Below are 23,680 nucleotides of genomic sequence, written 5' to 3'. Positions count from 1 at the left end.
CGCACGCGAGCGCACGCGAGCGCACGCGAGCGCACGCGAGCGCACCCGACCGCGCCGCGCGCGCTGTCAGCCTTCACCACCGGGCTCACTCACTGCCTACACGCCACATGCGGATCCCCCGGCTTCGCCACATCCAACTTCGGCCGATGCCCCATGTTCGCAATCACCAGCGCCGCCGAGTGCACCATCCGCGTCACCCGCGCCAAATCCGGATAATCGATGTACTGCGCCTCGTCCGTCACTTGGTGGTAATCGAGGTGCTCCCCGCGCGAGAGCGCCACCGCTGGAATCCCATACCGCGCATAGTTGTAATGGTCCGCTCGGCAGTAGTACTGCAACGGATGCCCCGGCGCGTCAAAGCGATAATCAAACTTGAATGGCACCGGCTCGCGCGCATTGGCCGCCTCAAGCGAATCGCCAAACTCACGCGACAAGCGCTTGGCGCCAATCACCTCGAGATACGTCGGCGTAGCCGCCACCGTCCCATCGAGCGGAAAATCATCGGGCAACCCGCGCCCCGTCATATCCTCATCAATCTCGGCGACAATCGAATCCACCGGCACCGTGGGATGATCGGTAAACCACTTGGAGCCGAGCAGCCCCGCCTCTTCGCCCATGTGATTGACAAAGAGAATGGAGCGACGCGGATGCGCCCCACCACGCGCCATCGCCTCGGCAATCTCCAACAGCGCGACGGTGCCCGATCCATCATCATCGGCACCATTGCGAATGGAATCGAGCCGCGGCTTGTGCACCTTGCGCAGCGAATCGAGCAATCCATGAATGCGCGTCCACTCCGCCGCAGTGGGCGGCCGCACTGGCGAGTCCGCGCCCATCGGGCGAACAACACGATCAAAGGCACGAATGGAATCGTGATCCACCGGAAAGTGATCGTAGCCCACGTGATCGTTGTGCGCGCTGAGCGACACATACTGCCCACGCAACGCCGGATCGCTTCCGCGCAAAATGGCAATCACATTGCGCGCCGGATATTTCACCGGCGTGCGCGCGATGTCGAACCAACCGCGTAGCGTAGCGCCAGCCGCCCCAGGCTTCAGTGCAACAGGATCGCCGCCCAACAATACGGCGGCCGCGCGCCGCGATATCCAAAGCGCGGGAATCGCGTTGGCCGAACGCGCCGTGTCCGCCACCGGTCGCCCCTCGCGCAACGTTGTAATCGTCTCCGCGCCAATGGCATCGAGCACCACAAGCGCCACCGCCGCAGACGAACGCCAACGCGCCCCAATATTCAGTCCGCGCCGCGGCGTACCAGGCGGCAAATCCAACACCACCAACTTCCCCGCCGCCTCGGCGCTCGAAATCCAGCGCGTGCTATCGGTGATGGGCCCGCCGTAGATAGCCTGCACACCATCGAGTGAGCGGGCCGGCGCGCCGAGCGCGTTCGGCAGAAAGTCGGCGCCGAGTTGCAGCGCGGTGCCCGCGGCTTCAATGCGCGAGCGGGTGTCGACCGCGGCGGTCCAGAGGGGCACCGTCTGAAAGTAGCTGCCATTCTCCCCGGCGGGCTCCAGCCCGAGTCGCTTGAACTCGGCGGCCACATAGTCCGCAGTCTTATAGTTGCCGGCGGAGCCCGACTCGCGCCCCATCATGGAGTCGTCGGCAATCAAAAAGAGACGTTGCCGGAGGTCCTGCTCGGTGATGGCCGCAGTGGTTGGTGCGGCGGGGGCCGGTGGCTTAGCGGCAGTGCAGGCGGCGGTGAGAGTGGCCGCGAGCAGGAGAGTGAGGCGATGTGTGGAGTGCATGGGCGCCCAGGGAGGAGTGGAAAGCAAAAGTTGCGCGCGGGTGACTACCACCTGCTGCTTAGAGATCCAACGCCAACCGCAGCCCTTCATCTATTTGACGTTGCAACGCCGGCGGAACCGTGCGCACATGCTCGCTGAGCATCTCGCGGTCCACCGTCACCACCTGCGTGACATTCGCAATGGAGTCGCGCGGCAATCCAGAACTCCGCGCCGGAATCAGCACATTGCCGGGCGCATCAACCAGACGAATGTTGGATGACAGCGCCACTACAACAACGGTGCCGAGCCGGCTCCGATTGAAGGCGTCGTTCTGCACTACGAGCACCGGCCGGCGGTAACCCGGCCCAGAGCCAACCGGATCAGGCAGACTCGCCCACCAAATGTCGCCGCGTGTGATTTCCACGGCGAGCTACCACGATTCGCGTACGAGCAGCACCGACTGCACCGCTGCGAGCGCCGGATCGAGTACCGTGACCTCGGTGGCGTAGACGGCGTTCAGGCGTTGCGTCACCTGACTCGCCTTGTGCTTGGCCACAAAGTCCGCGAGGGCGCGCGCGTAGAGCTCGCTTCGGCTCAACCCCATCCGCTTGGCCAGCGAGTCGCCAGACTTGAACAGGTCATCAGGGAGGGAAATGGCAGTTTTCATACCTGAGTATAACCACGGTATACTTTAGAGGGAAGGCGCCGCCGGATCCGGCTCTCACCCTGATGCCGAGCGACCGCGCGCCTACCACCCTTCCATTCCCGACCGCGGCTACCCGTTGCGCAGCGCCGCCGAATCGTGCGCAATCCGGAGCGTGAAGCTCCGCGTCCCCCAGTGGTCATCGGACATCGCGATATACGGGCTCACTTCGATCGCCTCGCTCGACGTCACCAGTAGCCCCGAGCGCGGTCCAGCTTTTGTGCTGACCGTGCCCGTGAGCTCGTACCATCCGCCGTTCAGTGGCGTGGCCTGCGCGAGCGATCCGTTCACGGTGACGCCGGACACCGGCATTGCCGCCTTGGGCCGAACGCGCATTCGATATTTCCTCTCCACGAGCCTCGGCCAGGAGGAAATAACAAGCGAGAGCGGGCGGCGTTCCGTCCCGTCGGCCCCAGTCGACAACGGCGAGCCAGCCACCGCCGCCGCACGAACAAAAATCCCGCCGGCGACTGCCACCCCCGTACTCACTACGAAATCTCGCCGCTTCATCACGCATCTCCGGTTCAATTTTTCGGACCAACGATCGCCATCACCACCGCTACTGATCGTGCTCTGCTCACCAACGACGCGAGCGAATCACCCCTCGCCAATATCGAGAATCACATCGGGGCGAATGCCCGTCTCTGCCTCAACGATGTCCTTGTGCCGCTCTACCATCGCGCGGAACTCCGGAGTGCCGGGCTTGGGAGCTTCGTACGCGGGTGCAACATCATCCCCACGCACCGTCGGAAGCTCCGGCACGGAGGGCAGCGGCGGCAACGGTGGCAGCGGTGGCAGCTTGGGCGCGGAATAGTCGGAGTAACCATTCTCGCCACGGGAATCGTTCGGCATGGGTGGGGGGTTCCTAGGGATCGAGTTGTGCTTGGCCCGCGAGGGACCCGTGCCGGAATAGTCGCGCAGCCCTCTGACATTCCACACGATTCGGCACACGAATGCTCAATCCGCCACCCTCATTGTCCGTAATGCGTCCTCGCCATCGGCAGCCCGCCAGTAGCCGGCTGTCACACCGGAGAGCTAGAATCTCCGTATGCCCAGCGCCAAACGCCCAGCCAAAGTCCAGCGATGGATGGATGTCATCGTTGCACTCCTTCGATTCCGCTATCCGATTTCGTTCGAGACGCTGAGCCACGAAGTGCCAGCGTACGCCGATCCGGAGCAGACAACTGAAGCTCGGATGCGGATGTTTGAGCGGGACAAAGATGAACTCCGCACCTTTGGCGTTCCTATCGAGACCGTCACCGATCCCTCGGGCGTCTCCTCCACGTATCGGCTGCAGTCGCGCGCCTTTTACCTCCCCTACCTACACGTCGCAGAAGACGGCGCGCCCCCTAGCACACCAAAGCGACTCTCAGGACTCGGCTACCAAGGGCTCCCGGTGCTCGCATTTGAGCCGGACGAACTCGTGATGATCGCGCGCGCCGCAAATCGCGTGCAACAGATGCAACACCCGTCGCTCGCGGCCGACGCGGCCACGGCCGTGCGCAAGCTCGCATTCGACGTGCCGTTCGTCGACGGCCACGCGCACGAGGTGATGCTCCAGTCGTCCCAAGACATTCACACGGATGTTCTCGACATACTCGACACCGCAGTGCGTCGCCGCAAACGTCTCGACATCGAATATCGCTCCATGGAGCGCAACGCAAACAGTGAACGCGGCATAGAACCCTACGGCCTGATTTTTCTTTCTGGCAACTGGTATCTCGTCGCGCGCGATATCACCGCCGATGCCCTTCGGCACTTTCGGGTGAGTCGCATCTCCCACGCGGTCATGAATCCCCTCAAGTCGCAGACACCGGACTTCGCGACTCCCGCGGGATTCGATCTCTGGTCGCACACAAAATCGCGCCAAGCCTGGGAGCTTGGTGATGACGATGCCACGCAGGTCACCGTGCGATTCGATCAAAGCGATCGCTTTGCCGCCGCCGGCGCCGAACTCGGCGAAGCCGCCGGAGACGACGAGAACTGCCGGCGTTTCGTCGTGCGTCGTCCTGATGCATTCGTACGATGGTTGCTGTCCTTTGGGGGAACCGCGACTCCCGTGTCTCCGCCGTCTATCGGCGAGGCGCTCCACGCGCTCGCGACGTCTACCGCCACTCTTTACGCGGAACCCAGCCGATGACGGCTCGCACCGTTGACGACGCGGCCACGCAACTGCGGCGCCTGTTGATTGCCATCCCCGCACTGGCCGACGACAGTCCGCATCGCATTGCCGACATCGCCACTCTAGTTGGTGTCAGCGAAGACACTTTGGCAAAAGATCTGCGCACCCTCGTCACGCGCTTCGACGACGGGCCGGGCGGGTTCCTCGAGGGTGTACGGCTCGCGTTCGACAGCGATACCGTGCAACTGCAATCGCACATTTTTCGACGGCCCATGGGACTCACCTCCAGCGAACTCGCCGCGGTGGAGTTAGGTCTCGCCGCACTGGCACGGGAACTTCCGCCTCACGAGGCCGCCGTCGCTGAACGTGCGCGCGAGCGGGTAGTCGACGCCGCGAGCGGACTCGACGCCGCGTCAGAGCGGCCAGCGGCGCACGCAGCACAGTTCGTGGGATCGGAGCGGGATGGCATGAACCTGAGCATCCTGCGCACGGCTGTCGCCGGACGCAACAAAGCGTCGATTGTGTATCGGTCCGGCGGCGCGCCTGCCGGCAGCACGCGCAGCGTCCATCCGTACGGGCTCGTGTTCTCCAGCGGTCGCTGGTTTCTGATTGGATTCTGCGACAAGGCAAGCACTATTCGCATTTTCCGCCTTGACCGTGTGCTCTCCGCCGAAGTGCTCGCCGAGTCGGCCGATATCCCTGCCGACGTCGATGTGGAAGGAACGCTTCGCTCTGGCCGCGCTTTGCTGAATACCGCTGAGGAACTCCTGCGCGTGTCGTACAGTCCGCGCATCGCCCGGTGGATTGCCGAACATGAGAATGTTGAGTTGCAGGCGGACGGCAGCGTGATCGTCGAGCATCCGTTGCTCGACGATGTCTGGGCGGTACGACACGTGCTTCAGTACGGAGCAGACGCACGCGTGCTCGAGCCGGCGCGGATCCAAACGATGGTAGCGGAGCGGCTCAGCGTGGTGTGCGGGAGAACGTAGGCGCGGCCCGCTTCCGCTAGCGGACCCGCACCAGTTCCCCGCTCACCGATTCGCCAGTCGCTTGCCCAAGTAACTCGGCGTACCGATCGACTTGGCGCGTGTACGCCGGCACACGAAGCGCCCACGCGTCGTCTGTGACATCGTCAGTTTTCCAGTCCAGCACGCGCCATCCCGCTGGCGTTTGGAAGGCGGCGTCAATCACACCCTCCGTGTAGACTCGGCCTTCTTTAGTATTCGACCATCCCGCAACCGGCCACTCGAACCGGCGCGCCGGTGCCGCCATCAGCGCTTTCCAGATTTCTGTTTGGGTCACCTTCGTGATGATGTCGAACAGTTCCGTCGCACGCTGCGGAATCGATTCTTCCTCCGCAATACGCGTTGCAAGTAGCTGCGAAGGTACGCCGTCCGCCCGCCGACCGATCTCCTCAAGCACCCGATGCACCGCACGCCCCCACGCGGCACCGGCGCTGCGACCCTCGGACGATACATTTTCAAGATTGCGAACTTCGGCTGACTGACCCTTGGCCGACTGCGAAACTGTTTGCCACTTCCACGTTGGCGCCGACGCCTGGGCGCGCGCCGCCTCGACCAGTGCTACGCGCTTCAAGACGTCAGCAGCGGTCTCTGGCATCTTCTCGCGACCCGTAGCGCTCGTCACCGCAAGCTCTAACACGCCAGCGCTCAGCGCGTCTAGTGTTGGCGAAAACGAAGACCACTGTCGATTATCCTGCCGGTCCCAACCCGCCTTCGTCTCCTTGTGGAACTCGCCGATAATCAGTCGCGAGCGCGCGCGCGTCGCGGCAACGTACCGGAGACGCTCGCCCTCCGCGTCCTGAAACGCTTGCTCCGTTGCCTGCATTTCCTCCCAACCAACGGGCTGAGCAATGACGGTGGTTTTATTGCCTTCGGTGCCTTCAATAAGTACGCCACCCGTGGGTCGTGATTCTTTGCGGCGCACCGCAACCTTCTGAGACCGACCCTTTGCGTCTGTTGGCACCGCAAGAATAACGATCTCTGCCTCAAGCCCCTTTGCCTTATGCAGATTCATCACGCGCACCGCGTCCTCGCGCCCTGGCAGGAGCGGCGCATCTGGAATCTCGGCTTTGAGTAGCCGCTCGAGTGCATGCTGAGCCGCTGTGCCAGCCCGCTCCGGATCCAACGATGCTTCGCGCACTTCCTCAATGAAACGTACGAGCAACCCAGCACGCACATCACCAAGTTCGGATGCGGCCGTGAGCACCAACAGCCCCGTTTCATCCAGCACACGCGAAAGGAATACATCCGGCGCGTCTGAACGGGAACGGAGGAACCACGTATGCAACGTTTGCAACGCGTCGTGCACACGCACGGCCCGTTCGTTCATTTCAACCGTTATCGGTGGTCGCGCAATCGTGAACGCGATTCCGCTTTTCTGAGCGGCCCAGAGATCGGCGGGTGATGCACCAAAGAATCGCCCCTCGAGGACGGCCGCTACAAACACCGTGTTTGTGGGATCGTGCATCAACTGCAACAACAACTGCAGTTCATGCAACTCGGCTTCGAGCGGAACCTTGGCGCCAGCGACCGAAACGGGGACTCCTCGCGCGGCTAACGCCCGCGCGTGACTGGCTAATCCCTCCTTCTTCCGCGTCAGGATCAGCACGTCGCGCGCCTTTATGTTGCCAGCACTTATTTCGGTGGCTATCCACGACGCCACGCGCTCGGAATCGGCTTCAATCAGATGGTCTTTATTCGCTTCCCCTGCCGCACCGTGAATTGCATACCGTAAGACAACGCCGCCAGGTGGCGTGCCTTCGGTTGCTTCCTTCATAGGTTCGAGCGGGGCAAACGCGGCCTGATATGGCGAAGGTACCGCCGGGAACACGCCCTCTTCCCCGCCGAAGTGCGCATTCACGAACGTGGCGATCGCCGGCAGGCTGCGAAAGTTTGCCGTGAGGCGCAACAGTGCGCCCTGATTTTGAATGGCCGTTCGCGCCTCTTCATAAGTCTCAACATCGGCTCGCCGAAAGCGATAAATACTCTGTTTCGGATCGCCAACCACAAAGAGCGCACCGCTCCGCAACGTCACGGCAGACCAATGTTGGTCTCCGGCACCTTCAACCGGCGGCTCGCTCCCCAGCAAAAAGAGCACCTCCGCCTGAATAGGATCCGTGTCCTGAAATTCGTCTACGAGCACGCGCCGCCACCGCTCGCCCAGCGCGCGTCGTGCGCCACGGTCGGTGCGGAGGAGCATCGCCGCGCGCAGGAGCAAATCCTCAAAGGTGAGGCGCCCGGTGGCGACTCGATGATCGGAAAACTCTCGTGATGCACGGCGGAGCAGCAACTCCACGGGCGCGTAACGGTGCTCATACCACGCATTGAGCGCGTCCTTGGCGACCGCGTTTCGCCATTCCAGTAAACGTTCTCCATACTCTTTGGCGGCGGCTTTGTCTTCCTTGGCAGTGGCCGGATTTCTCACCCACCGATTTTGGGTGGGCTTTTGGGAAGTCGACACCTCGGCCAAGCTCGCAAAGAAATCGGCTGGCTTTGACCAACCTTTCAGCCGCTGGTCGAATCGCAGGCCAAAGAGCATGCTCTGGACGTCGTCCCATCCGGCGTCTGGCGCTTCGGATGGAATGACTGCCAACCCCTCCGCCACCAACGCGGCCAGCTGCTGCGCAAGCTCGGTGAACTCAGGGAGCGGTGCGTCCGCGGCCGAAAAATCGACGTCCGGATACCGAACAAATTCTTTGAACGCATCCCTGAGGCTGTGAGGTGACACACCGAGCTCTCGAATGCGCTCAAGTTGCGCGTCGCCTGCGAGATGTAGTCGCTCAAGCCATCCGTTCCACCAATGATCAGCGAGCAGCACCGCTTCGTCTTCCTCAAGCTCGCGGAATCGCGGATCGAGTCCCGCCTCTACCGGCCGTTCGCGCAGCAATCGCGCACAGAATGAGTGGATGGTTCCAATAAAGACATCGTTTGCGAGCGCCGGGTTGAGACTGGCCTTCTCAAGAACAATCTGGATGCGCTCGCGAAGCTCTGCCGCTGCCTTTCGTGTGAACGTGACCGCAGCAATGGTGTCGGCGGCGTAGCCGGTGGCAATAAGCCCCACCACCCGCTGAGCCATCAGCGTTGTCTTTCCGGAGCCAGCACCAGCCTCTACGAGAAAATTGACGTCAAACTCGCTGACCGCGCGCTGGCGAGCCTCGTGGTCCGGAGGAGTTTTGTCGCTCATTCTTTTTCCCTCGGGGCACGACGCAATAACAGGGACTCGTAGGCCGCTGTATCAGCACCATATTTTACGCCCCACTCCACGCGAGGCGAGTGCGTGTCCCACTGATCCGTTGAAACGCGACAAATAGACCGATAGTCACAGTATGAACAGTCGGCAGCCGTGTTGGTGGGAATGAACTGTCCCGTACGCATGTGCGTCAGCAACGAGGTCACGATTTCCGGCGCCGCCGCGAACTCTTCCTTGGTCAACGTCACGCGATCTTTGGGCGACCGTTCCTTTGGGAATCGATATTCGAACTGCACGACGTCACCGCCGAGTGCCTGGCTCGCACCGGCGGCATAGATGGCCGGCTGCAAAATACGCCCGCCTTTGAGTGGGGCGTCTTTGCTGGTGAGGGTATACGGACGGCTTGAGCCCGTCTTGTAATCCACAATGCGCAGCGTACCGTCGGCATAGCGATCCACGCGATCTATAAATCCGCCAATCTGTAGCGTTGTGCCATCGGAGGTCACAAAGGTCGTCTGAGCGCCGAGCCCGGGAAACTTCGCCTCTACTGTGATCCACGTTGCATCGGCGTACTCTATTTCCTGCGCCATAAAGTGCCAAACGATTCGCTCAATCTTCTCCACTTCCTGGAGAAACACCATTTCGCTTGGCGGCGGAATCTCTTGGCGCTGAATCAGGAGTGCATTGGTTACAATGGCAGCGAGCGTATCAGCGGCTTCATCGAGCCCAAGTTGAGCCTGTTTGCCCATCCAAGCCGTGACAAACTGCTCAAAGATCGCGTGCAAGAGCAGGCCGCGCTGCCGTGGGTCAAGCCAAGTGGTGGCTTCGAACTCCACGTCCTCTGGGAGCCGTAACTTTAACCCATAATGATAGAACCAGCTGAGCGGGCACTTGGCTAATGTCTCGAGCGAAGTGGGCGATATGCGCTCGGTGGGATCGACGAGGAACCCGGTCTGATTTGCAGCGTCCGTAACGATCCCGTGCCATTCCGTGAGCGCTGACGACTCCGCGCTTTGGTGGAGATTGAACCCGCGCGCCAACAACGGCCAGGCGGCATTCACTTGTGCGGCGCCGTCCGCGAGCTCTGTTCCAGCTGCGATGGCGCTCAGCCACACATCGCGCCTGTCGAGCGGTGCATGTCCGCGTGCAGCGCCTGCGGGTGCGCCAAGCGCGTCACGTAGCTCGTCGTATGACAGCTCTGGTTTCTTCCACGTTTGTCGTGCGGCGGCAAGCAAGTGAGGCGAGGGCGATGCTTCTCGCCCGCTGGAGTCCGACTGTGTGGCGTACGACATCCACAGCTGCCCGGACAGCCCGTTCAGCACGCGGAAGAGCGCGCGCTCTTTACGTGCCGACCGTTCCCGAAGTGATGGAATCACGGCCCCTATTCCGGCGCGTGTGTCTTCATCTAATATGGGATCCGTTCCCGACACGCTCGACGTTCGGTCCGCATCCATGCCGAGCAGGTAAAGACGTGGCCTTCCCGTGGCTCCGGCCTGCGTGATGTCGGTGAGGTGAACTGCGCCTGGCGTTGAGATGCGCCGAGCGCTCGCGCCATCGGCACTGGGAAAAGCGCGAAGATCTTCGATTCCCTGCCGCAGTTCGGCAAGTGCGAGTGCAAAACTTCGTTCGCTCCGATCGTGTGCGGCAAGCTCTTCGAGACGGCCCCGCAGGCGCTTTAGCGCGTGCTGCTCGCCCTGAAGTTCAATGGCAGTACTCACGAGATCTAGCCAGCCTATCGCATGGGCCGCGAGCGTACTCGTCTTGATGCGCGCGCCCTCGGCGCCACCGACCGACGGCTCCGGAACTTCCGGCATAATCACGGTGAGTTGCTTGAGCAGTAGCACCGTTGCGCTCGCGGTCGCCTTGAGACGGGCCTCGCGCGCTGTGGCATCCTCGCCCTCTGCTCGCTCGTCGCGCTCCCTGAGGCGAGATTGTACCCACGTTCCGTTCTCGAACCGAGCGAGCGCTCCCAGCCAACGATCTCGTCCCCAGCCAATGTTGGCGGAGCGGATGGCACGAGCGACGTCGGCGGCAGAGACATCGGCGCTACTGGTTACCAGTTCACCTTGTTCGAGCGCGTGTCGAATGGGCGTCGCGGGGAGGCCACTATCGAGCCAACGCAGGTAGCGTTCTAATGATCGGCCGGCGCGGCTCCGAATCATCGGCACGCCTTCCTTTAATGAATAGGGAATGCCGAGTTCGTCCCCCAACGAGGCGAGGGCAGTGCCGTAGTTGTCAACATCTGTCACGGCGAGTTCGACTTCGTCCCAGTGGGCACCCGTGGAGAGGGCGTGGCGTAGTGCCTCACGAAGCTCAAGCGCCGGCGAGGCCGCCCGAGCAATGACGAGCTCTAAATCCGGCGACGCAAAACTCGGCGGTGTTTCTGCGAGCGCCAGAAAGATGGCGCCATCCGCTCGCAACGCATTCACGAACCTCAATGGAAGGCCGCTCACATCGGCCGCGCCTGGTTCAATCACAATCACGACGCCAGCAAACTCAGCACTCTGCGTCTGGTGAATTGCTGTCGCAAACGCTTCCGCCGCGTCAGCAAGTGAGCGTTCAATGAGCAGCTCGCAATACCGTTTGTACGCGGGCGTCAGTGCCTCCGCAGGACTTCCCGAGCGCGCATGCTCCCGTAATGTGCTCGGAGCGACGCCCGCCATCCGCAGTTGCGCAAACGCATCAAATGCGGAGGTGCGAAAGCCGAGCGATGAGAGTTGACGCCGCAGCGGTGGCGGGAGCGTGGAGGCGGTTTCGTCAATCGCGTCGTCGGCCGCGGCTTGCAGTGCGAGGTCATCCGCGCGACGGAATCCAGCGAGCTCGAGCTGTTCGGCACCCATCTCAGTTGCGAGTTGTCGCAGGGTCGTCGCTTCCCACCCTGCAAGTGCGCCGCGCCGATTCGTCAGTTCGCGCAAAAGTTCACGCCCAAACGGAAGTTCGCGCGCTACAAAACGCACGCTCGCCGCTGGGTGTGCAGCGGCAATTTCCGAAAGCGTTTCGATAAGTGGATGCATTGTGCAGGCTCCTGATTGGGAGAATGGCACCTCTTCCACGGGTGCGCTACCCCCAGTGGTTACACCGCTATTCAGACAGCGAAGCCTGCTCCGGAATTACCAACTCCGTAATGGTGCCAGAGAATTGCGCGAGCCCTTCCCGCAGAGGCAGATCGTCATCCCAGTCCGGACAGAGCGCAATGCGGGAGGTTCCGCTCATGGTGGTGTTGATTACGCAAAGGTGCAAGCGCTGGCATCCACGGTGAGCGAAGACGCCCGTGGAATCGACGCAAGTTGGGTGAAGAGCTCTTCGAGCGCCGCATCATCGAAGGTGGTGCGGCAGGTATATACGGACGTCACAGCGCTCCCTATTGTCGTTGATCGACGCTGAGTATCACCACGTTGGTGTACGTGCGGTACTGCCGTTCAATTTCTGCCTGAATGGCGAGTTCTGATTCGCCGTACACGGTGATCACCACATGATTCACTCGGCGCTGGTCCGACCCTTCCAGCGAATGCTCGAAGGTAACGCTAAACGAATGATATCGAGGCATTATGACCTCGACCATTCGCACGCGTCCGGCGCGAGCTCTGCAGCCACCTGCTCAAAGTCCTCAAGGGCAACCTGCAACTGCCCCGGGACAAACGGCTGGGCCATGAGGTCAGCACGCAGAATGATTTCTTCGTCCTCCCACAGCGCGCGAAAGACGACGTAGCTTTTGTTTCGATCGTTCAGAAACTCGTCAACTTCGGCTGAACGTGGTACGTCCGTGGCGACAGAGCCAAACACGTAAACGGCGGCAGGCGATTCAATCGTGCGCACCCATCGGGTGCACTCGCCAAGCACGACGCGAAAATCACCATCATCGTCTTCGCGCACGCCGGCGCCTTCACACAGGGCATTCAACGTTGCGAGCACCTCGTCGTGTACCGTCATTGGAGCCCTCCGTTCGTCAGGAGATCGAGCGCGCGAGTGCAGCGCCGTTTACTGCAACCTGAGCAGGGGGTCTGACAATTCATGTTGTGCCGAATGCATGCCGAATTGTCAGACCCCCTGTTCATCTTTCGCGCATGACAAAGAAACGAGACGAAGAAAATCCGACGCAAGCGCGTTTTGTGCTGGCAGTGTCTGTGGCTGGTGAATCCCAGGAGTTTTCACTCGGCGCTTTGCACTTGGAGTACGTGCTGAGCATCCTCCCCGACACCGCGGACTACGCCGGCTTTTTTGGAGCCGCGGCGCAGCATCAGGCAGGCGCGGTGCGCCGGTCGGCGGCGAGTCGCGAACACCTCCCAGGCGACGCGGCGCTTCAGTTGGCCACCGATCCCTGCTCCAGTGTCAGGATTCAGGCGGTTACGAACCGAATGTTCCAGCGCTTGGCGTCGGAGTCGACCGTGCTCGCGCTCATTGCTTCGGATCCGGACGTCGCCGAGGCTGTGGCGAACACGATGTCGATGTTTGAGAACGCCGACTTAGCGGTGCTCTGTGAGAGCTTGAGTCGGCACCCTGATCCGAGCGTGCGGCGCGCGGTCGCCTCTAATGGCGCCACCCCCACCAAGTGGCTCAGGCAGCTGCGCGAGGATGGGTCGAAGGATGTCGCGGAGGCAGCGACGTCGGAACTGTCAACGCGCTCGAGATAGTGGTTGTGCTGTAGCACAGAAAGCGATGGTGGTTACTCTTCCTCTTCGCACGGTTATCGCGGAACTTTCCGAAGCAAATTTATTTTGCCTGGCATGTCACCTCCAAATGCTAATTCCCCGATACGCAATCAAGGAGCGTGTTCAAATGGCCGATGACCTGACGCCGAGCATGTACTTTGGGCAGTTCGAAGAAAGCGACCATTACAAGCGCCGGCTACACGCCATCCGAGTATTTCGCCCGGTCGCTCGAGAGCTGCTTGGCGCTCTTGTAAAAAAATCCTCCATAACGGACGTCGATTTGGATGGTCTTATCCAACTTCTGCGTTTCCGAAAGCCAGCACTCGAGAGCGTAGCTAGCAAGGAGCAGATGCGTGCCGCTGTCGCAAAGTATGTACCGGCGATATCGAGCGATTCCACAATTTCTGATAGACTGAAGGGACTCAGCACCTTTGGCTATACAGGTGTGGGGAAAGCGAGCGTAAACGTACTGACGCCCGAAGAATGCAAGTCCGTGCTTGATTTACTTAAGGGAGCGTTTGAGGTAGCCACCGTGGCTCACGCTAAGACGCTGGTGGACCGATACGATGCCGCACATGTGCCTGCCGTGACCAAAGGCATCTATTCGCCCTGGCTTCACTATATCAACACGGCACTCTTTCCAATCGTCACAAAGAAGAGTGAACGATTCTTCCCCAAGAACAAGTCGTATTCTGAGATCATCGATCTCGGACAAACCTTGCTGAACATTTATGGCCAGCAAGATCTAGGCATCATCGATGCTTTCGCTGCGTGGCATTGGGATCGGGACGAGAAGCAGGGCACCTAAACGGCATGTAAGTTCGTCGCTGCATCTGAGCCAGCTATTCTGACCGAAAGACTCCACAACATTGGATGACGACCATGGGATTCCGCTTCCGCCGCTCCATCCGTCTGCTCCCCGGCCTCCGCCTCAACCTCGGCAAACGCGGCGTGAGCGTAAGTGCCGGTTTGCGAGGGGCGCATGTGACCATCGGCAAGGACGGCACGCGCACTAGCGTTGGCATTCCCGGTACCGGCGTGAGCTACACCGATTTCCAACGCTACGGCGCGAATCCGGATTCCGCCCCTGCGCCAGCCGATCAGCCAGCGCAGGGAGGAGTGTCCGTGTTGTTGCTCGCGATCTTCGTGGTTGTCGTTTTTGTGTGGCTGATGAACTAATCAGCCCGCCCTACGTCGCGCGGCGCGTAGCTACTGTCGGCTGAGCTGCCCGACTTTGTGCCACGAGGCATCTGGCGCGAGCACCACAAAAATATTCAGCGAACCGGGCTTGGCCGGCGTGACATTCGCGCCCGTCTGCTTGCCGAGCGTGGCCGTGACTTGTTCGGGCGAGAGCTCGTAGAGTCCGCCGGTGATCGCATCGACAGCGAGTCCAATCAAACCACCGAAGATGATATTGCCCCATACCCAGCCACTCACCTTGCGCGTGACGGTGGCCTCGTAGGGGAGGAACCCCGCCATCTCGAACCGAATGATGTGCGTGTCCTTTCGCGAGAGCGTGGCCACGACCGGCGTGTTGCCGAGTGGTTTGTTGTCGACGGTGACTTTGGCGTCGGTGGGTGAGCTGGAGAGTCCAAGGCCCTGCGAGGTGCCGTGCATGATGGTGGCACAGCCGGCGAGGAGAAGAAGGCCGACGGTGGCGAGGTAGCGCATGGTGGTGCTCCTGGTGAGTGACTCATCAGGATGCGCCGGCGGTCTGACAGTCTGCCCTCGCCTGCCGCACCGTCCCCCTATTTACTCCAGACGGACCGGCACGAGTGTGCGCCACGCAACGGCAGGGCCGCTCGCTAGCTCGCGATCGACTGAATCTCGGCGTCCATGTCGCTCAGCACGAGCCGATCCAGCTGCACATTGGTGCTCGCGTGATCAATGTCGATACCGACCAAATTCCCGCTCGCGTCGTAATCCAGCACGACACCTTCGGAGACTTCGCGACTGTCGACGCTCGGACGATCCGAAAGATCGATATAGAGCGAATCAGTGTCGCGATGGTAGTTGAGTTTCATAGCTTGAATCCGCGATCAGGGAAGGCGTTATGAACGATAACCCGGTGGTCAAGCCTCACCACTTCGACCACCCCTGCGCCTCCGGCGCCACCGCCGCCGAATACTCCGCGAACGTATCCAACGCATGCTGAAAATGCGCCGGCACAAATGGCTTTGCCAGTAAATCGACGCGCAGGATAATCTGGTCGGCTTCCCAAAACGCCCGGTAGAGGATGTAGTCCCTGCACACATCATGCAGAAACTCGTCCACCTCAAACGTCCGGGTCACGTTATTCGCGATGTACTGGTAAATGCACAGCGTGTTCTTTTCTTCGAATATCCGCACGAACAAGGTGGCTTCGCCCATCGCGATCTCAATGTCGCAGTCGTACCGAGCCGTAACCCCCGCCCCCTCACAGATCGCGTTCAACGTCTGGAGCACTTCGCTGCGCAGCGACATCGCGGGTCTCCGGTGGGAGCTGCTGTGGCCGCACGGAGTGACGGCCGCGGGGTCTCCTTCTATAGAGTAAAATGAGGGGTAGGTCTGACATTGCAGGCCGTCTAGCGCGGGTACTGTCAGAGGGTGGCGTCATGATTCGGATGTTGGCCCGCGACTCTTACTTCAGCCAGAGCCACCCATGCACTTCACCCTCGTTTTCAGCGGCCCCGAAGCCCACGACCTGAGTGCTGACTTGGCGCTGCTGAAAGGTGAACTCGAACGGGAATCGATCACCGTCCAGCTCGTAGACCAAACAGCCTGATCGTATCGCCTTACACCCCCCACTCGCGCACCACGATCTCCGGCACCACCCTCTGCGTGGCGCGCTCCACCGCCCAGGGCACCAACAGCCGCGCAAAGTCGGAGCCGAGCCGTTCTGGCTCTGGCATAATCCCCACGCGCCCGAGATCCAAACGGTCGGCATCCCAACAGGCCTGAATCGTCACATCGCTGGAGATGGTTCCCTCGGTGTGCCCGCGGCACGCTTCATATAGAAGGTCGAACTCCGCGTCGGCCAAATGCACAAAGGTGCCACGCAGCGAGCGCGCCAACTCCGCGCCGCGCCGGCCGTGCCCCCAGTCCGAACCCTCATTCACGCGCCGCGAGTCGTGAAAGAGCGCGAACAACACTACCACATCCACATTCGCGTCATTCGCCTCGGCGAGCCCTAGCCCGTTGTCGAGCACGCGCGCCCAGTGCACCACGCCATGGTGCCCGCGCAGGGGGAGCGCGTATCCCTTGAGGATTTCGCGCACGATTGCGCCGGTGTCGATTGTGCCGGTTCGGAACACATGTGGCGTCATACGGTCTTGGCTCCAGAAAACAGCGGCAGATACGCAATTCCGTGCACCGCTCAGCATTCCAACGATGGCGTATTGGCTGCAAAAGCGCACCACCCTGCAGTGACTTTGCCGACACTACACCTACCCATCCCTACCCCCGAAATCTCCGCATCCTTGCCACATCCATATTATCGGAATAACTTTATATATGGCCCCGCGCCCCATGGACGCCAACGTCTTACGAACCGCCCTCACCTCCTTTTCCAAAACCGTCCGCGAACCAGTTGAACTCGTACTCGGCGGCAGCGCTGCCTTGGTGCTCGTCGGTCACTTGCACCGCCAAACCGCCGATAGCGATGTCGTGGCCTCCAACCCCGACCTCGGCCGGCTCCAAAACGCCATTCGCTCAGTTGAAGAGAGCGACCAACTCCCGCCAGGGTGGCTCAACGGAAGCATTCAGTCGTATACGCACGTGCTGCCGCCCGATTACCGGCAACGCTGTCTTCCCTTTCCGCCGTTCGTTGCGCCACACCCAATGCGGGTGTTGCTCGTAAGCCGTCGCGACATTCTGGTCATGAAATTCTATGCGCAACGCGCCCGCGACATAGACGACATCGAGCAACTCATACCCACCGCAAGCGAACTCGCGTTCGTCGCGGCACAGCTCACACGCATCGCGTTGCACGAACCCGAGAAGGCAGAACAAATGCAGCAGCTACTCGACGACTGGCATAACGACCCTTCTACAGCCGACAGCGAGCGCTAATGTCCGCGACCATCCACACCCCCCGCAAAGCGCACCAGCAAACGGCGCAGCTCGATCGCCTCGCCGCCCGCTGGTCCCGCGCCGGCGCCTTCCTCACCGTAGCCCCAACCACCGTCTCCATAGATCTCGAACAGCTCATCTGCGACACCGCCACCGCATCACGAGCGAGCGAACGCCTGTTCGTCGTGGCGGCCTCTTGGCTCGCCGCACACCATCTGTTTGTAAACGGCCGCCGCCTCACCGCCCTGGCGCGACAGCTCGCCACCGCGCCAGCCGAGTCGGGCATCGCAAGTGCAGCACTCGGCGCCTTGCTCGATGTTGCCATTGCCGGCGCACACCGGAGCGGCGGCCCACCACCCGACGCTTTGGTCGCCGCACGATCGGTGTGCCAGCCACTCGCAGATCAAAACTTGCCCGCACGTCCCTTTTTTCTTGCAATGAGCAACCGCCGGTCACTCCGCGAGCGAATGCGCCGCACCACCACGCCGCTCTTCGCACACTGGGGGCTCTGGCACGACGACTCCGCCACAAAGCCAGAGTCCGTTCGCCCCGTGTCGTGGATCATGGCGCGCACTCCGGAGCTCCGCGTGCGCGCCCTGCTCGGCGCGACTCTCGAAGCCGAGTTGTTGTGGGCTGCACTACTGCACAATGAACAGCAGGCTGATGGGCGGCACCATATGACCGACGGGCCCACCGTGAGTTCGGTGGCCGCGTTCGCTGCCGCCTCGTACGCTGGCACGCACGAGGCCGCGGAACGGTTGGTGCGCCGCGGACTGCTCGTGCGAACGCGTGACGGGGTGCGGCAGCTCTTGCAGCCGACCGAATCCGCCGTCGCAATTATTGGCCCCATTACATCAAAACGTCGCAGCACCGCGAAGGTGGCGTAGCTCGGCCGGATGGCAACTTCCCTCCCCCAGTAAAGCCGACGCACTCGTTACCCAGCTCCGAAGCGAAAGCGCATCGCACTGTCAAGCTATCTCTTGACAGCCCTCCTAAGCCTCGCAATCTTTCGTGGACTCCCGCGGCATGATGCGCTGCGATGATCCTTCGATCCGCCCCTCCCATGCACTACTGGGCCCGCCTCGCCCGCGAAGGCCGACACATACTCGCCGAGTTCCCCGATTGCCCGGGGTGCCAAACCTTCGCGCGCGGAAAAGACGACATTGCGGGCGAAGCCACCGACGCCCTCGTCGGCTGGCTCGAGTCACACCTCGCCAACGGCGAAGCACCGCCGGCGCCCAAATCGCGCCCGCGCGGGCGCGGCTTGCTCATCCCTGTGCCCGCGACACTCGCCGTTCGTCTGCAACTCCGGTGGGCGCGTCAGCGCGGAGGGCTCTCGCAAGCCGAGTTCGGCAAGCGGCTGGGCGTGACGCGGCAACAAGTCCACCTGTTCGAGTCCAAAGGCACGAACCCGCGCCTTACCTCGCTCGAACGAATTGCCACCTCGCTCGGCCTTGAGCTCGACATCGCCTTCCGCGCGCGGGAGCCCGTAAACCGTCGCTCGCGCATCTCGCTCAAGGGATCGGCACTTCGGAAGTAGCGCACGCACCCCGCTTACCGGAGATTTCCGACCGGCGCGCGAACTTCCTATCGCCGCGGTCTCATGCGCCGCTACACCTCTCCCCAATCCAGCGACGCCTGCTCGGCGGGATCCGCGAGACGACGATCGAGTTCATCACGGTGCCATGCCGCACCACCACGCCGCTCTTTGCACACTGGGGCTCTGGCACGACGACGGCGCCACAAAGCCAGAGTCCGTTCGCCCCGTGTCGTGGATCATGGCGCGCACTCCGGAGCTCTGAGTGCTCGCGGTGGCGGTCCGCCGACTACAGAACGGCCGGATCCTGACAGCACTCGGTTGATGCTCACATCAGCGGCTAGGTCATGTCTGAGTAGGACAAAGCCAAGGCTGGCTTCGTCCATGTAATCGGCCCGCAGCTGTTTTGTGGCCGAATAATAATTTTGTGGTCGAATTACCCGCTTTGTGGCCGAATTGCCAGTTTTGTGGCCGAATTGCCAGTTTTGTGGCCGAAATAATGATTTTGTGGCCGAAGAGAACCTCATGGGTGACTCCAGCCGCGAGGGGGCGCTGCGCAAGCGTGAGGTGTTGATCGGCAACTCCGTATACCGGCCGAGCGCGAATCAGTACCAAATCAAGGAGTGGTTTGAAGAACTTGCGGTGAAGGCTGGAGCCATCACCGATCCACTCGAGCAGTCGTTCTTCCTGCTGGTACACCTCCCGTATTTGCAACCGTTCACCGACGTCAACAAGCGCACTTCGCGCGTCATGGCCAACCTGCCGATCGTGAAAGCGGAGCTATGCCCGCTTTCGTTCCTCGATGTTTCGAGGGAGGCATACGCCGAGGGACTGCTGGGCGTGTATGAGTTCGAGAGCGTGGACCTCATCCGCGACGTATTCGTGTGGGCGTACGAACGGTCGTGCCAGCAGTATCGAACGGTCATCGAGTCCGTCGGCGAACCTAACCCGATTCGCCAGAAATACAGAAACGCGATGCGCGAAATGGTGCATCAGGCCATCGGAGGGGGCGCAAGGCCGGATGCTGCGGAACTTCAGAAATGGGCACGCGACAACGCGCAGGCTCGAGAGGACGCAGTCCCACTTTTCGATTCGATCCGTGGGGAGTTCGAGAACCTCCGGCCGGAACTGGCCGCACGCTACAGTTTGCGGGCCGAGGTAGTGGAGGAGTGGCTGCGCGACCATGGGTCGACATGAGGCGACAGGTGGGAACTGTGTGCGGGACACATCGCCGTTAGCGGATTTACCTGAGTTCGTTAGCGGGTTTTTCAGTGAGGACAAAGCCGAGTTGTTGTTGGCGGCGCACTATCACTCTGAATGGGTGGCGTAGCTTGGCGGGGAGGCAACTTCCCTCTCCCGCCTGCCCAGCGCTGCCCCCCGCACCGTACACTTCACCCCATGCCCTCCAGCCTCTTCGCCCTCCTCGACGACATCACCTCGCTGCTCGACGACATCGCCGTCCTCAGCAAGGTCGCCGTGCGCAAAACCGCCGGTGTGGTGGGCGACGACCTCGCGCTCAACGCCGAGCAGGTGACCGGCTTTGCCGCCGAACGCGAGCTACCGGTGGTCTGGGCGGTGGCCAAGGGTTCCTTACTCAACAAGCTCATCCTCGTGCCGTCGGCGTTGCTCATCAGCGCTTTCGCGCCGGCGCTGGTGCTTCCGCTGCTGATGATCGGCGGCATCTATCTCTGCTTCGAGGGCTTTGAGAAGGTGGCGCACAAGCTCTTGCACCGCGCCGATTCCGACGCGCACGAGCGGACGCTGGCCGCGGCGCTCGTGAACGTGCAGGTAGACCTCGTGGCGATCGAGCAGGAGCGCATCAAGGGCGCCATCCGCACCGACTTTATTCTCTCCGCCGAGATCGTCGTCATTGCGCTCGGCACCATATCCACGCAACCCATTGCGCAGCAGATCGGCGCGCTGAGCGTGATCGGCGTCGCTATCACGGTGTTGGTTTATGGATTGGTCGCCGCGATCGTGAAACTCGACGACCTCGGGCTCGCGCTCCACCGAGGCCGAGGCGTGGGAAAGGCCTTTGGCGCCATGCTCTTGCGCCTCGCGCCGTGGCTGATGCGCTCGCTTACAGTGGTGGGAACCACCGTAATGTTCATGGTGGGCGGCAGTATTATTGCGCACGGCGTGGCGCCCATTGAGCACTTCATTGAAAGCATGGTCAGCGGCGTGGGTGGCGGCGTGGTGGGGACGCTCGCGCAGACGCTGCTCCACGCTCTCACAGGTGTGATTGCCGGCGGGGTTGTGGTGGCGCTCGTAACGGGCGTCAAAAAGCTAGGGAAGCGCTAGCCCACGCGGCTCGCCACGCCTCGCCCTAGCGCCGCTTTTCGATTCCGCCAAACTTTACCAGGACTACGCAACTTCCCCACCCCCCACATAATTCCCCAATGCCCCCCAAACTCGCACTCATCACCGTGCACGGCATGGGCCGCACCGCCCCTACCTACGCCGACGCACTCTTTGCCCAGCTGCGCCGCCGGCTCGGCGCCGCTGCCCGCGACGTACACTTTGGCTCCGTGTATTACCAGAACCTGCTCCAGAAAAACGAAGAGCGGGTGTGGAACAAAGTGAAGCACAATGTGCGCTGGGGCGACGTGCGCGAGTTCCTGCTCTATGGTTTTGCCGACGCCGCCGGACTCGAGGACGGCAAGGAAGCCGTGACCAGTGTGTACGCGCAAGCGCAGGCCGCCATTGCCAAAGAGTTATGGCGCGCGCGCCAAGCGGTGGGCAATGGCCCAGTGGTGATGCTCGCGCACTCACTCGGCTGCCAAGTGTCGTCCTGTTATTTCTGGGACGCCAAGGGCTATGCCACCGGCAACAACAACAACAACACCACCACCACCACCAGCAACCCCGACGCCGCGCACCGCCCCACCGTTGGCATGTGGCAAAACCCCGAGCATTACCAGCACGCCATAGCCGGCAACGCCACACTCACCGCCGACGACTGGGCCTACCTCGCCGGCTCGCAGTTACGCGCGTTCTACACCACCGGCTGCAACATTCCGATTTTTGTGGCCGCGCACGCCGAGCGCGACATCTTGCCGTTCACGCGCCACGGGTGCGGGTGGCGGAACTTCTACGACAAGGACGACGTGATGGGATGGCCGCTGGCCGCGCTCTCACCGCAGTACGCGAAGGTGGTGGACGATGTGGCGGTGAATGCGGGTGGCGGGGTGCTGAGTTGGTTGTTGAAGAGTTGGAATCCGTTGTCGCACGAGGAGTATTGGGGGGAGAGGACGGTGGTGGGGGCGGTGGAGCAGTGCCTGCGGCAAGAGCTAGTGACGGGCGCAGCCAAGCCATAGGGCGCACACGGCGCCACACGCCTGACCGCGCCCGCGATTACTCCGCTTTACCGCGCCACCTTCTTGGTGACATTGCGCACAATCTCGACCTTCCGCTCCAACGACAACTCCGCAAACCCCTCCGCCCCCTTGACCCACCCTTCCTTCTTTATCTGCTCCAAGTACTCGCCCTCCGTCTCCAAAACCCCACTCCAGTTAGTGCTCACCCCCGAAAAACTGTACCCGCGCACGTCCACCACAAGCACAACCGAATCCCCCGACGATGCCGTGAGCAGTACCGACATCAACAGATGCGCCACATCCGCATCTTCTTCGAGCGGCGGCAAGCGCCACCCTTCGAGGAACTGCATCCGGTGCTCTTCCGTCACCGGCTCCCATTCTGCCAGCTCGCACGCTTGGCGTAGCTCGTCCTCATCAATCGCGAGGTATTCCGCGGCTACGGTCTCCGGACTGAGCCACATACCGCTGAGCGCACCGGTCTGACTGGCGTAATCGTAGACGCTTTCTTCCTCCATCCGATCCTTCACTCGGCAGAGTGCATCGTCGGCGAGCGCTCCGGCGCGGAAGCTTTCTACCACGAGGTCGATGTCCGTTTCCATATCGCTCTGCTCTGGCGGCTCGCCGTCATTTTCGTACGCGGCCAGCTCCTCCGGCGAATCCTCAGGCAGTACGCGCACCAACGGCTCTTGGCTCGTCATTGGGAAATAGAGCGCGAGGCCCTCCGGGCCGAGCTGTTCCAGTTCGGGGAGGTGGCCCGTGCGGTACAGATAGGCTTCCACAAAGTTTGCAATTTGCTCAATGAGCCCCTGCACCGGTTCCATGCGCGCTCCGGTGGGCGGGTGCACGATGGTCACGGTGTGCGTCCAGTTCCAGGCGCGTGCGCGTGGCGTATTGGTCCAAGCCCGCATGGTTTCGGGCGCCGCTACAATGAAGCCGAAAAAGTGAGGCGGGAGGAGTATTTCGCCGAGCGCTTCGAGTTCGGAGATCAACGCTTGGTGTGTGTGCCCATTCGTGTGTAGCAGCTGCGTAGCGGTTGGCGGCGTGAAACCCGTTGCTTGGAGCGCGCGCTGCAGCTCATTGGTTATTTCGCCGAGTGTGGCGGCGCGGTACACGGTGGACCCGCATTCCGTGCAGGTACCGAAGACATACCACGGGTCGTCCTTGCCGCCGAATGCAAAGGCGAGCGCTATTCCCTTGCAGCAGGGGCAAGTGAGATGCACTGGGTTCGGTAGACAGGGAGTTAAGCTACTGCCGCCCGCTCGAAGTTGATCGGGCTCTTGTTGCCGAGGGTCGAGTGCCTCCGGGTGGGATTGTAGAAGCGCTCGATGTAGTCGAAGATGTCGGCCCGCGC

General features: G+C 61.8%; 28 protein-coding genes. 12 read left to right on the top strand and 16 right to left on the bottom strand.

The features are described from left to right. Positions 1-89 precede the first annotated feature (89 nt). The 5 genes from NTZ43_00140 to NTZ43_00120 form a co-directional block, all read right to left on the bottom strand. Complete coding sequence (locus tag NTZ43_00140) at positions 90-1,760, bottom strand: M28 family peptidase (GenBank protein MCX5765626.1); 1,671 nt, start codon at positions 1,758-1,760, stop codon at positions 90-92. 58 nt (positions 1,761-1,818) lie between these two features. Continuing rightward, entirely contained in the window at positions 1,819-2,157 is a 339-nt protein-coding gene (locus NTZ43_00135) for a type II toxin-antitoxin system PemK/MazF family toxin (protein ID MCX5765625.1), read from the bottom strand. A gap of 12 nt (positions 2,158-2,169) precedes the next feature. Then, positions 2,170-2,406 carry a ribbon-helix-helix domain-containing protein gene (locus NTZ43_00130; GenBank protein ID MCX5765624.1) on the bottom strand — a complete coding sequence of 79 codons (237 nt, stop codon included), beginning with the start codon at positions 2,404-2,406 and terminating at the stop codon, positions 2,170-2,172. A 108-nt stretch (positions 2,407-2,514) separates the two neighbouring features. After that, entirely contained in the window at positions 2,515-2,778 is a 264-nt protein-coding gene (locus NTZ43_00125) for a hypothetical protein (GenBank protein ID MCX5765623.1), read from the bottom strand. A gap of 261 nt (positions 2,779-3,039) precedes the next feature. Further along, the gene (locus tag NTZ43_00120) at positions 3,040-3,294 is read right to left on the bottom strand and encodes a hypothetical protein (protein ID MCX5765622.1); all 255 of its coding nucleotides are present in this window, start codon (positions 3,292-3,294) and stop codon (positions 3,040-3,042) included. Between the two features lie 196 nt (positions 3,295-3,490). Here NTZ43_00120 and NTZ43_00115 point away from each other — a divergent pair, with 196 nt between their 5' ends. Beyond that, a complete protein-coding gene (locus NTZ43_00115; GenBank protein MCX5765621.1) occupies positions 3,491-4,582 on the top strand; it encodes a WYL domain-containing protein in 1,092 nt (363 codons plus the stop codon). Further along, positions 4,579-5,553 (top strand): WYL domain-containing protein, encoded by a 975-nt coding sequence (locus NTZ43_00110; GenBank protein ID MCX5765620.1) that lies wholly within the window; start codon positions 4,579-4,581, stop codon positions 5,551-5,553. The genes NTZ43_00115 and NTZ43_00110 overlap by 4 nt, the downstream gene beginning before the upstream one ends. A 16-nt stretch (positions 5,554-5,569) precedes the next feature. On the opposite strand, the gene NTZ43_00105 is transcribed toward NTZ43_00110, so the two are convergent. The 6 genes from NTZ43_00105 to NTZ43_00080 all read right to left on the bottom strand — a co-directional run bounded on the left by NTZ43_00105 (position 5,570) and on the right by NTZ43_00080 (position 12,706). Then, on the bottom strand, positions 5,570-8,770 hold the full coding sequence (locus tag NTZ43_00105; protein ID MCX5765619.1) for a UvrD-helicase domain-containing protein: 3,201 nt from the start codon (positions 8,768-8,770) through the stop codon (positions 5,570-5,572). Then, positions 8,767-11,790 carry a PD-(D/E)XK nuclease family protein gene (locus NTZ43_00100; protein ID MCX5765618.1) on the bottom strand — a complete coding sequence of 1,008 codons (3,024 nt, stop codon included), beginning with the start codon at positions 11,788-11,790 and terminating at the stop codon, positions 8,767-8,769. The genes NTZ43_00105 and NTZ43_00100 overlap by 4 nt, the downstream gene beginning before the upstream one ends. A 67-nt stretch (positions 11,791-11,857) precedes the next feature. Continuing rightward, the gene (locus tag NTZ43_00095; protein ID MCX5765617.1) at positions 11,858-11,989 is read right to left on the bottom strand and encodes a hypothetical protein; all 132 of its coding nucleotides are present in this window, start codon (positions 11,987-11,989) and stop codon (positions 11,858-11,860) included. An 11-nt stretch (positions 11,990-12,000) separates the two neighbouring features. Continuing rightward, positions 12,001-12,129 carry a hypothetical protein gene (locus NTZ43_00090; GenBank protein MCX5765616.1) on the bottom strand — a complete coding sequence of 43 codons (129 nt, stop codon included), beginning with the start codon at positions 12,127-12,129 and terminating at the stop codon, positions 12,001-12,003. Between the two features lie 8 nt (positions 12,130-12,137). Continuing rightward, complete coding sequence (locus NTZ43_00085; protein MCX5765615.1) at positions 12,138-12,323, bottom strand: hypothetical protein; 186 nt, start codon at positions 12,321-12,323, stop codon at positions 12,138-12,140. Continuing rightward, on the bottom strand, positions 12,323-12,706 hold the full coding sequence (locus tag NTZ43_00080; protein ID MCX5765614.1) for a YbjN domain-containing protein: 384 nt from the start codon (positions 12,704-12,706) through the stop codon (positions 12,323-12,325). Before NTZ43_00080 ends, NTZ43_00085 begins: the two co-directional genes overlap by 1 nt. A gap of 134 nt (positions 12,707-12,840) precedes the next feature. Here NTZ43_00080 and NTZ43_00075 point away from each other — a divergent pair, with 134 nt between their 5' ends. From NTZ43_00075 to NTZ43_00065, 3 genes are all read left to right on the top strand, one after another. After that, positions 12,841-13,407: a hypothetical protein gene (locus NTZ43_00075; protein MCX5765613.1), complete on the top strand. Its 567-nt coding sequence runs from the start codon at positions 12,841-12,843 to the stop codon at positions 13,405-13,407. Between the two features lie 145 nt (positions 13,408-13,552). Continuing rightward, entirely contained in the window at positions 13,553-14,233 is a 681-nt protein-coding gene (locus NTZ43_00070) for a hypothetical protein (GenBank protein ID MCX5765612.1), read from the top strand. Between the two features lie 74 nt (positions 14,234-14,307). Next, entirely contained in the window at positions 14,308-14,604 is a 297-nt protein-coding gene (locus tag NTZ43_00065) for a DUF4236 domain-containing protein (protein ID MCX5765611.1), read from the top strand. A gap of 30 nt (positions 14,605-14,634) precedes the next feature. On the opposite strand, the gene NTZ43_00060 is transcribed toward NTZ43_00065, so the two are convergent. The 3 genes from NTZ43_00060 to NTZ43_00050 all read right to left on the bottom strand — a co-directional run bounded on the left by NTZ43_00060 (position 14,635) and on the right by NTZ43_00050 (position 15,888). Beyond that, on the bottom strand, positions 14,635-15,096 hold the full coding sequence (locus tag NTZ43_00060) for a PEGA domain-containing protein (protein MCX5765610.1): 462 nt from the start codon (positions 15,094-15,096) through the stop codon (positions 14,635-14,637). Positions 15,097-15,230: 134 nt separating this feature from the next. Further along, a complete protein-coding gene (locus NTZ43_00055; protein MCX5765609.1) occupies positions 15,231-15,449 on the bottom strand; it encodes a DUF2283 domain-containing protein in 219 nt (72 codons plus the stop codon). A gap of 55 nt (positions 15,450-15,504) precedes the next feature. Next, a complete protein-coding gene (locus tag NTZ43_00050) occupies positions 15,505-15,888 on the bottom strand; it encodes a YbjN domain-containing protein (protein ID MCX5765608.1) in 384 nt (127 codons plus the stop codon). A gap of 178 nt (positions 15,889-16,066) precedes the next feature. Here NTZ43_00050 and NTZ43_00045 point away from each other — a divergent pair, with 178 nt between their 5' ends. Further along, positions 16,067-16,189, top strand: a complete 123-nt coding sequence (locus NTZ43_00045; protein ID MCX5765607.1) for a hypothetical protein — start codon at positions 16,067-16,069, stop codon at positions 16,187-16,189. 10 nt (positions 16,190-16,199) lie between these two features. Here NTZ43_00045 and NTZ43_00040 read toward each other — a convergent pair whose 3' ends face one another. After that, positions 16,200-16,730 (bottom strand): hypothetical protein, encoded by a 531-nt coding sequence (locus NTZ43_00040; GenBank protein MCX5765606.1) that lies wholly within the window; start codon positions 16,728-16,730, stop codon positions 16,200-16,202. Positions 16,731-16,917: 187 nt separating this feature from the next. On the opposite strand from NTZ43_00040, the gene NTZ43_00035 reads away from it, so the two are divergent. From NTZ43_00035 to NTZ43_00010, 6 genes are all read left to right on the top strand, one after another. Further along, on the top strand, positions 16,918-17,475 hold the full coding sequence (locus NTZ43_00035; GenBank protein MCX5765605.1) for a DUF6036 family nucleotidyltransferase: 558 nt from the start codon (positions 16,918-16,920) through the stop codon (positions 17,473-17,475). Further along, complete coding sequence (locus NTZ43_00030; GenBank protein MCX5765604.1) at positions 17,475-18,362, top strand: hypothetical protein; 888 nt, start codon at positions 17,475-17,477, stop codon at positions 18,360-18,362. Before NTZ43_00035 ends, NTZ43_00030 begins: the two co-directional genes overlap by 1 nt. 152 nt (positions 18,363-18,514) lie before the next feature. Continuing rightward, a complete protein-coding gene (locus NTZ43_00025) occupies positions 18,515-19,015 on the top strand; it encodes a helix-turn-helix domain-containing protein (GenBank protein MCX5765603.1) in 501 nt (166 codons plus the stop codon). Between the two features lie 504 nt (positions 19,016-19,519). Further along, positions 19,520-20,209 (top strand): Fic family protein, encoded by a 690-nt coding sequence (locus NTZ43_00020; GenBank protein MCX5765602.1) that lies wholly within the window; start codon positions 19,520-19,522, stop codon positions 20,207-20,209. 201 nt (positions 20,210-20,410) lie between these two features. Beyond that, complete coding sequence (locus NTZ43_00015; GenBank protein MCX5765601.1) at positions 20,411-21,313, top strand: DUF808 domain-containing protein; 903 nt, start codon at positions 20,411-20,413, stop codon at positions 21,311-21,313. A 98-nt stretch (positions 21,314-21,411) separates the two neighbouring features. Beyond that, positions 21,412-22,329, top strand: coding sequence for a hypothetical protein (locus NTZ43_00010; protein ID MCX5765600.1), 918 nt, complete (start codon positions 21,412-21,414; stop codon positions 22,327-22,329). A gap of 47 nt (positions 22,330-22,376) precedes the next feature. On the opposite strand, the gene NTZ43_00005 is transcribed toward NTZ43_00010, so the two are convergent. Further along, a complete protein-coding gene (locus NTZ43_00005) occupies positions 22,377-23,549 on the bottom strand; it encodes a hypothetical protein (GenBank protein MCX5765599.1) in 1,173 nt (390 codons plus the stop codon). Positions 23,550-23,680: the final 131 nt, after the last annotated feature.

The sequence above is a fragment of the Gemmatimonadota bacterium genome (assembly GCA_026387915.1).
Taxonomy (GTDB): domain Bacteria; phylum Gemmatimonadota; class Gemmatimonadetes; order Gemmatimonadales; family Gemmatimonadaceae; genus Fen-1231.
The sequence above is the reverse complement of the archived record's forward strand: the minus strand, read 5'-3'. Positions and strand labels throughout refer to the sequence as shown.

Coding starts and splice junctions, on each gene's coding strand:
- NTZ43_00055 (MCX5765609.1), bottom strand. CDS start 15,449: ATGAAACTCAACTACCATCGCGACACTGATTCGCTCTATATCGATCTT.
- NTZ43_00025 (MCX5765603.1), top strand. CDS start 18,515: ATGATCCTTCGATCCGCCCCTCCCATGCACTACTGGGCCCGCCTCGCC.
- NTZ43_00100 (MCX5765618.1), bottom strand. CDS start 11,790: ATGCATCCACTTATCGAAACGCTTTCGGAAATTGCCGCTGCACACCCA.
- NTZ43_00095 (MCX5765617.1), bottom strand. CDS start 11,989: ATGAGCGGAACCTCCCGCATTGCGCTCTGTCCGGACTGGGATGACGAT.
- NTZ43_00125 (MCX5765623.1), bottom strand. CDS start 2,778: ATGCGCGTTCGGCCCAAGGCGGCAATGCCGGTGTCCGGCGTCACCGTG.
- NTZ43_00110 (MCX5765620.1), top strand. CDS start 4,579: ATGACGGCTCGCACCGTTGACGACGCGGCCACGCAACTGCGGCGCCTG.
- NTZ43_00105 (MCX5765619.1), bottom strand. CDS start 8,770: ATGAGCGACAAAACTCCTCCGGACCACGAGGCTCGCCAGCGCGCGGTC.
- NTZ43_00140 (MCX5765626.1), bottom strand. CDS start 1,760: ATGCACTCCACACATCGCCTCACTCTCCTGCTCGCGGCCACTCTCACC.
- NTZ43_00035 (MCX5765605.1), top strand. CDS start 16,918: ATGGCCCCGCGCCCCATGGACGCCAACGTCTTACGAACCGCCCTCACC.
- NTZ43_00120 (MCX5765622.1), bottom strand. CDS start 3,294: ATGCCGAACGATTCCCGTGGCGAGAATGGTTACTCCGACTATTCCGCG.
- NTZ43_00070 (MCX5765612.1), top strand. CDS start 13,553: ATGGCCGATGACCTGACGCCGAGCATGTACTTTGGGCAGTTCGAAGAA.
- NTZ43_00030 (MCX5765604.1), top strand. CDS start 17,475: ATGTCCGCGACCATCCACACCCCCCGCAAAGCGCACCAGCAAACGGCG.
- NTZ43_00050 (MCX5765608.1), bottom strand. CDS start 15,888: ATGTCGCTGCGCAGCGAAGTGCTCCAGACGTTGAACGCGATCTGTGAG.
- NTZ43_00080 (MCX5765614.1), bottom strand. CDS start 12,706: ATGACGGTACACGACGAGGTGCTCGCAACGTTGAATGCCCTGTGTGAA.
- NTZ43_00010 (MCX5765600.1), top strand. CDS start 21,412: ATGCCCCCCAAACTCGCACTCATCACCGTGCACGGCATGGGCCGCACC.
- NTZ43_00115 (MCX5765621.1), top strand. CDS start 3,491: ATGCCCAGCGCCAAACGCCCAGCCAAAGTCCAGCGATGGATGGATGTC.
- NTZ43_00045 (MCX5765607.1), top strand. CDS start 16,067: ATGCACTTCACCCTCGTTTTCAGCGGCCCCGAAGCCCACGACCTGAGT.
- NTZ43_00085 (MCX5765615.1), bottom strand. CDS start 12,323: ATGCCTCGATATCATTCGTTTAGCGTTACCTTCGAGCATTCGCTGGAA.
- NTZ43_00060 (MCX5765610.1), bottom strand. CDS start 15,096: ATGCGCTACCTCGCCACCGTCGGCCTTCTTCTCCTCGCCGGCTGTGCC.
- NTZ43_00065 (MCX5765611.1), top strand. CDS start 14,308: ATGGGATTCCGCTTCCGCCGCTCCATCCGTCTGCTCCCCGGCCTCCGC.
- NTZ43_00130 (MCX5765624.1), bottom strand. CDS start 2,406: ATGAAAACTGCCATTTCCCTCCCTGATGACCTGTTCAAGTCTGGCGAC.
- NTZ43_00075 (MCX5765613.1), top strand. CDS start 12,841: ATGACAAAGAAACGAGACGAAGAAAATCCGACGCAAGCGCGTTTTGTG.
- NTZ43_00015 (MCX5765601.1), top strand. CDS start 20,411: ATGCCCTCCAGCCTCTTCGCCCTCCTCGACGACATCACCTCGCTGCTC.
- NTZ43_00040 (MCX5765606.1), bottom strand. CDS start 16,730: ATGACGCCACATGTGTTCCGAACCGGCACAATCGACACCGGCGCAATC.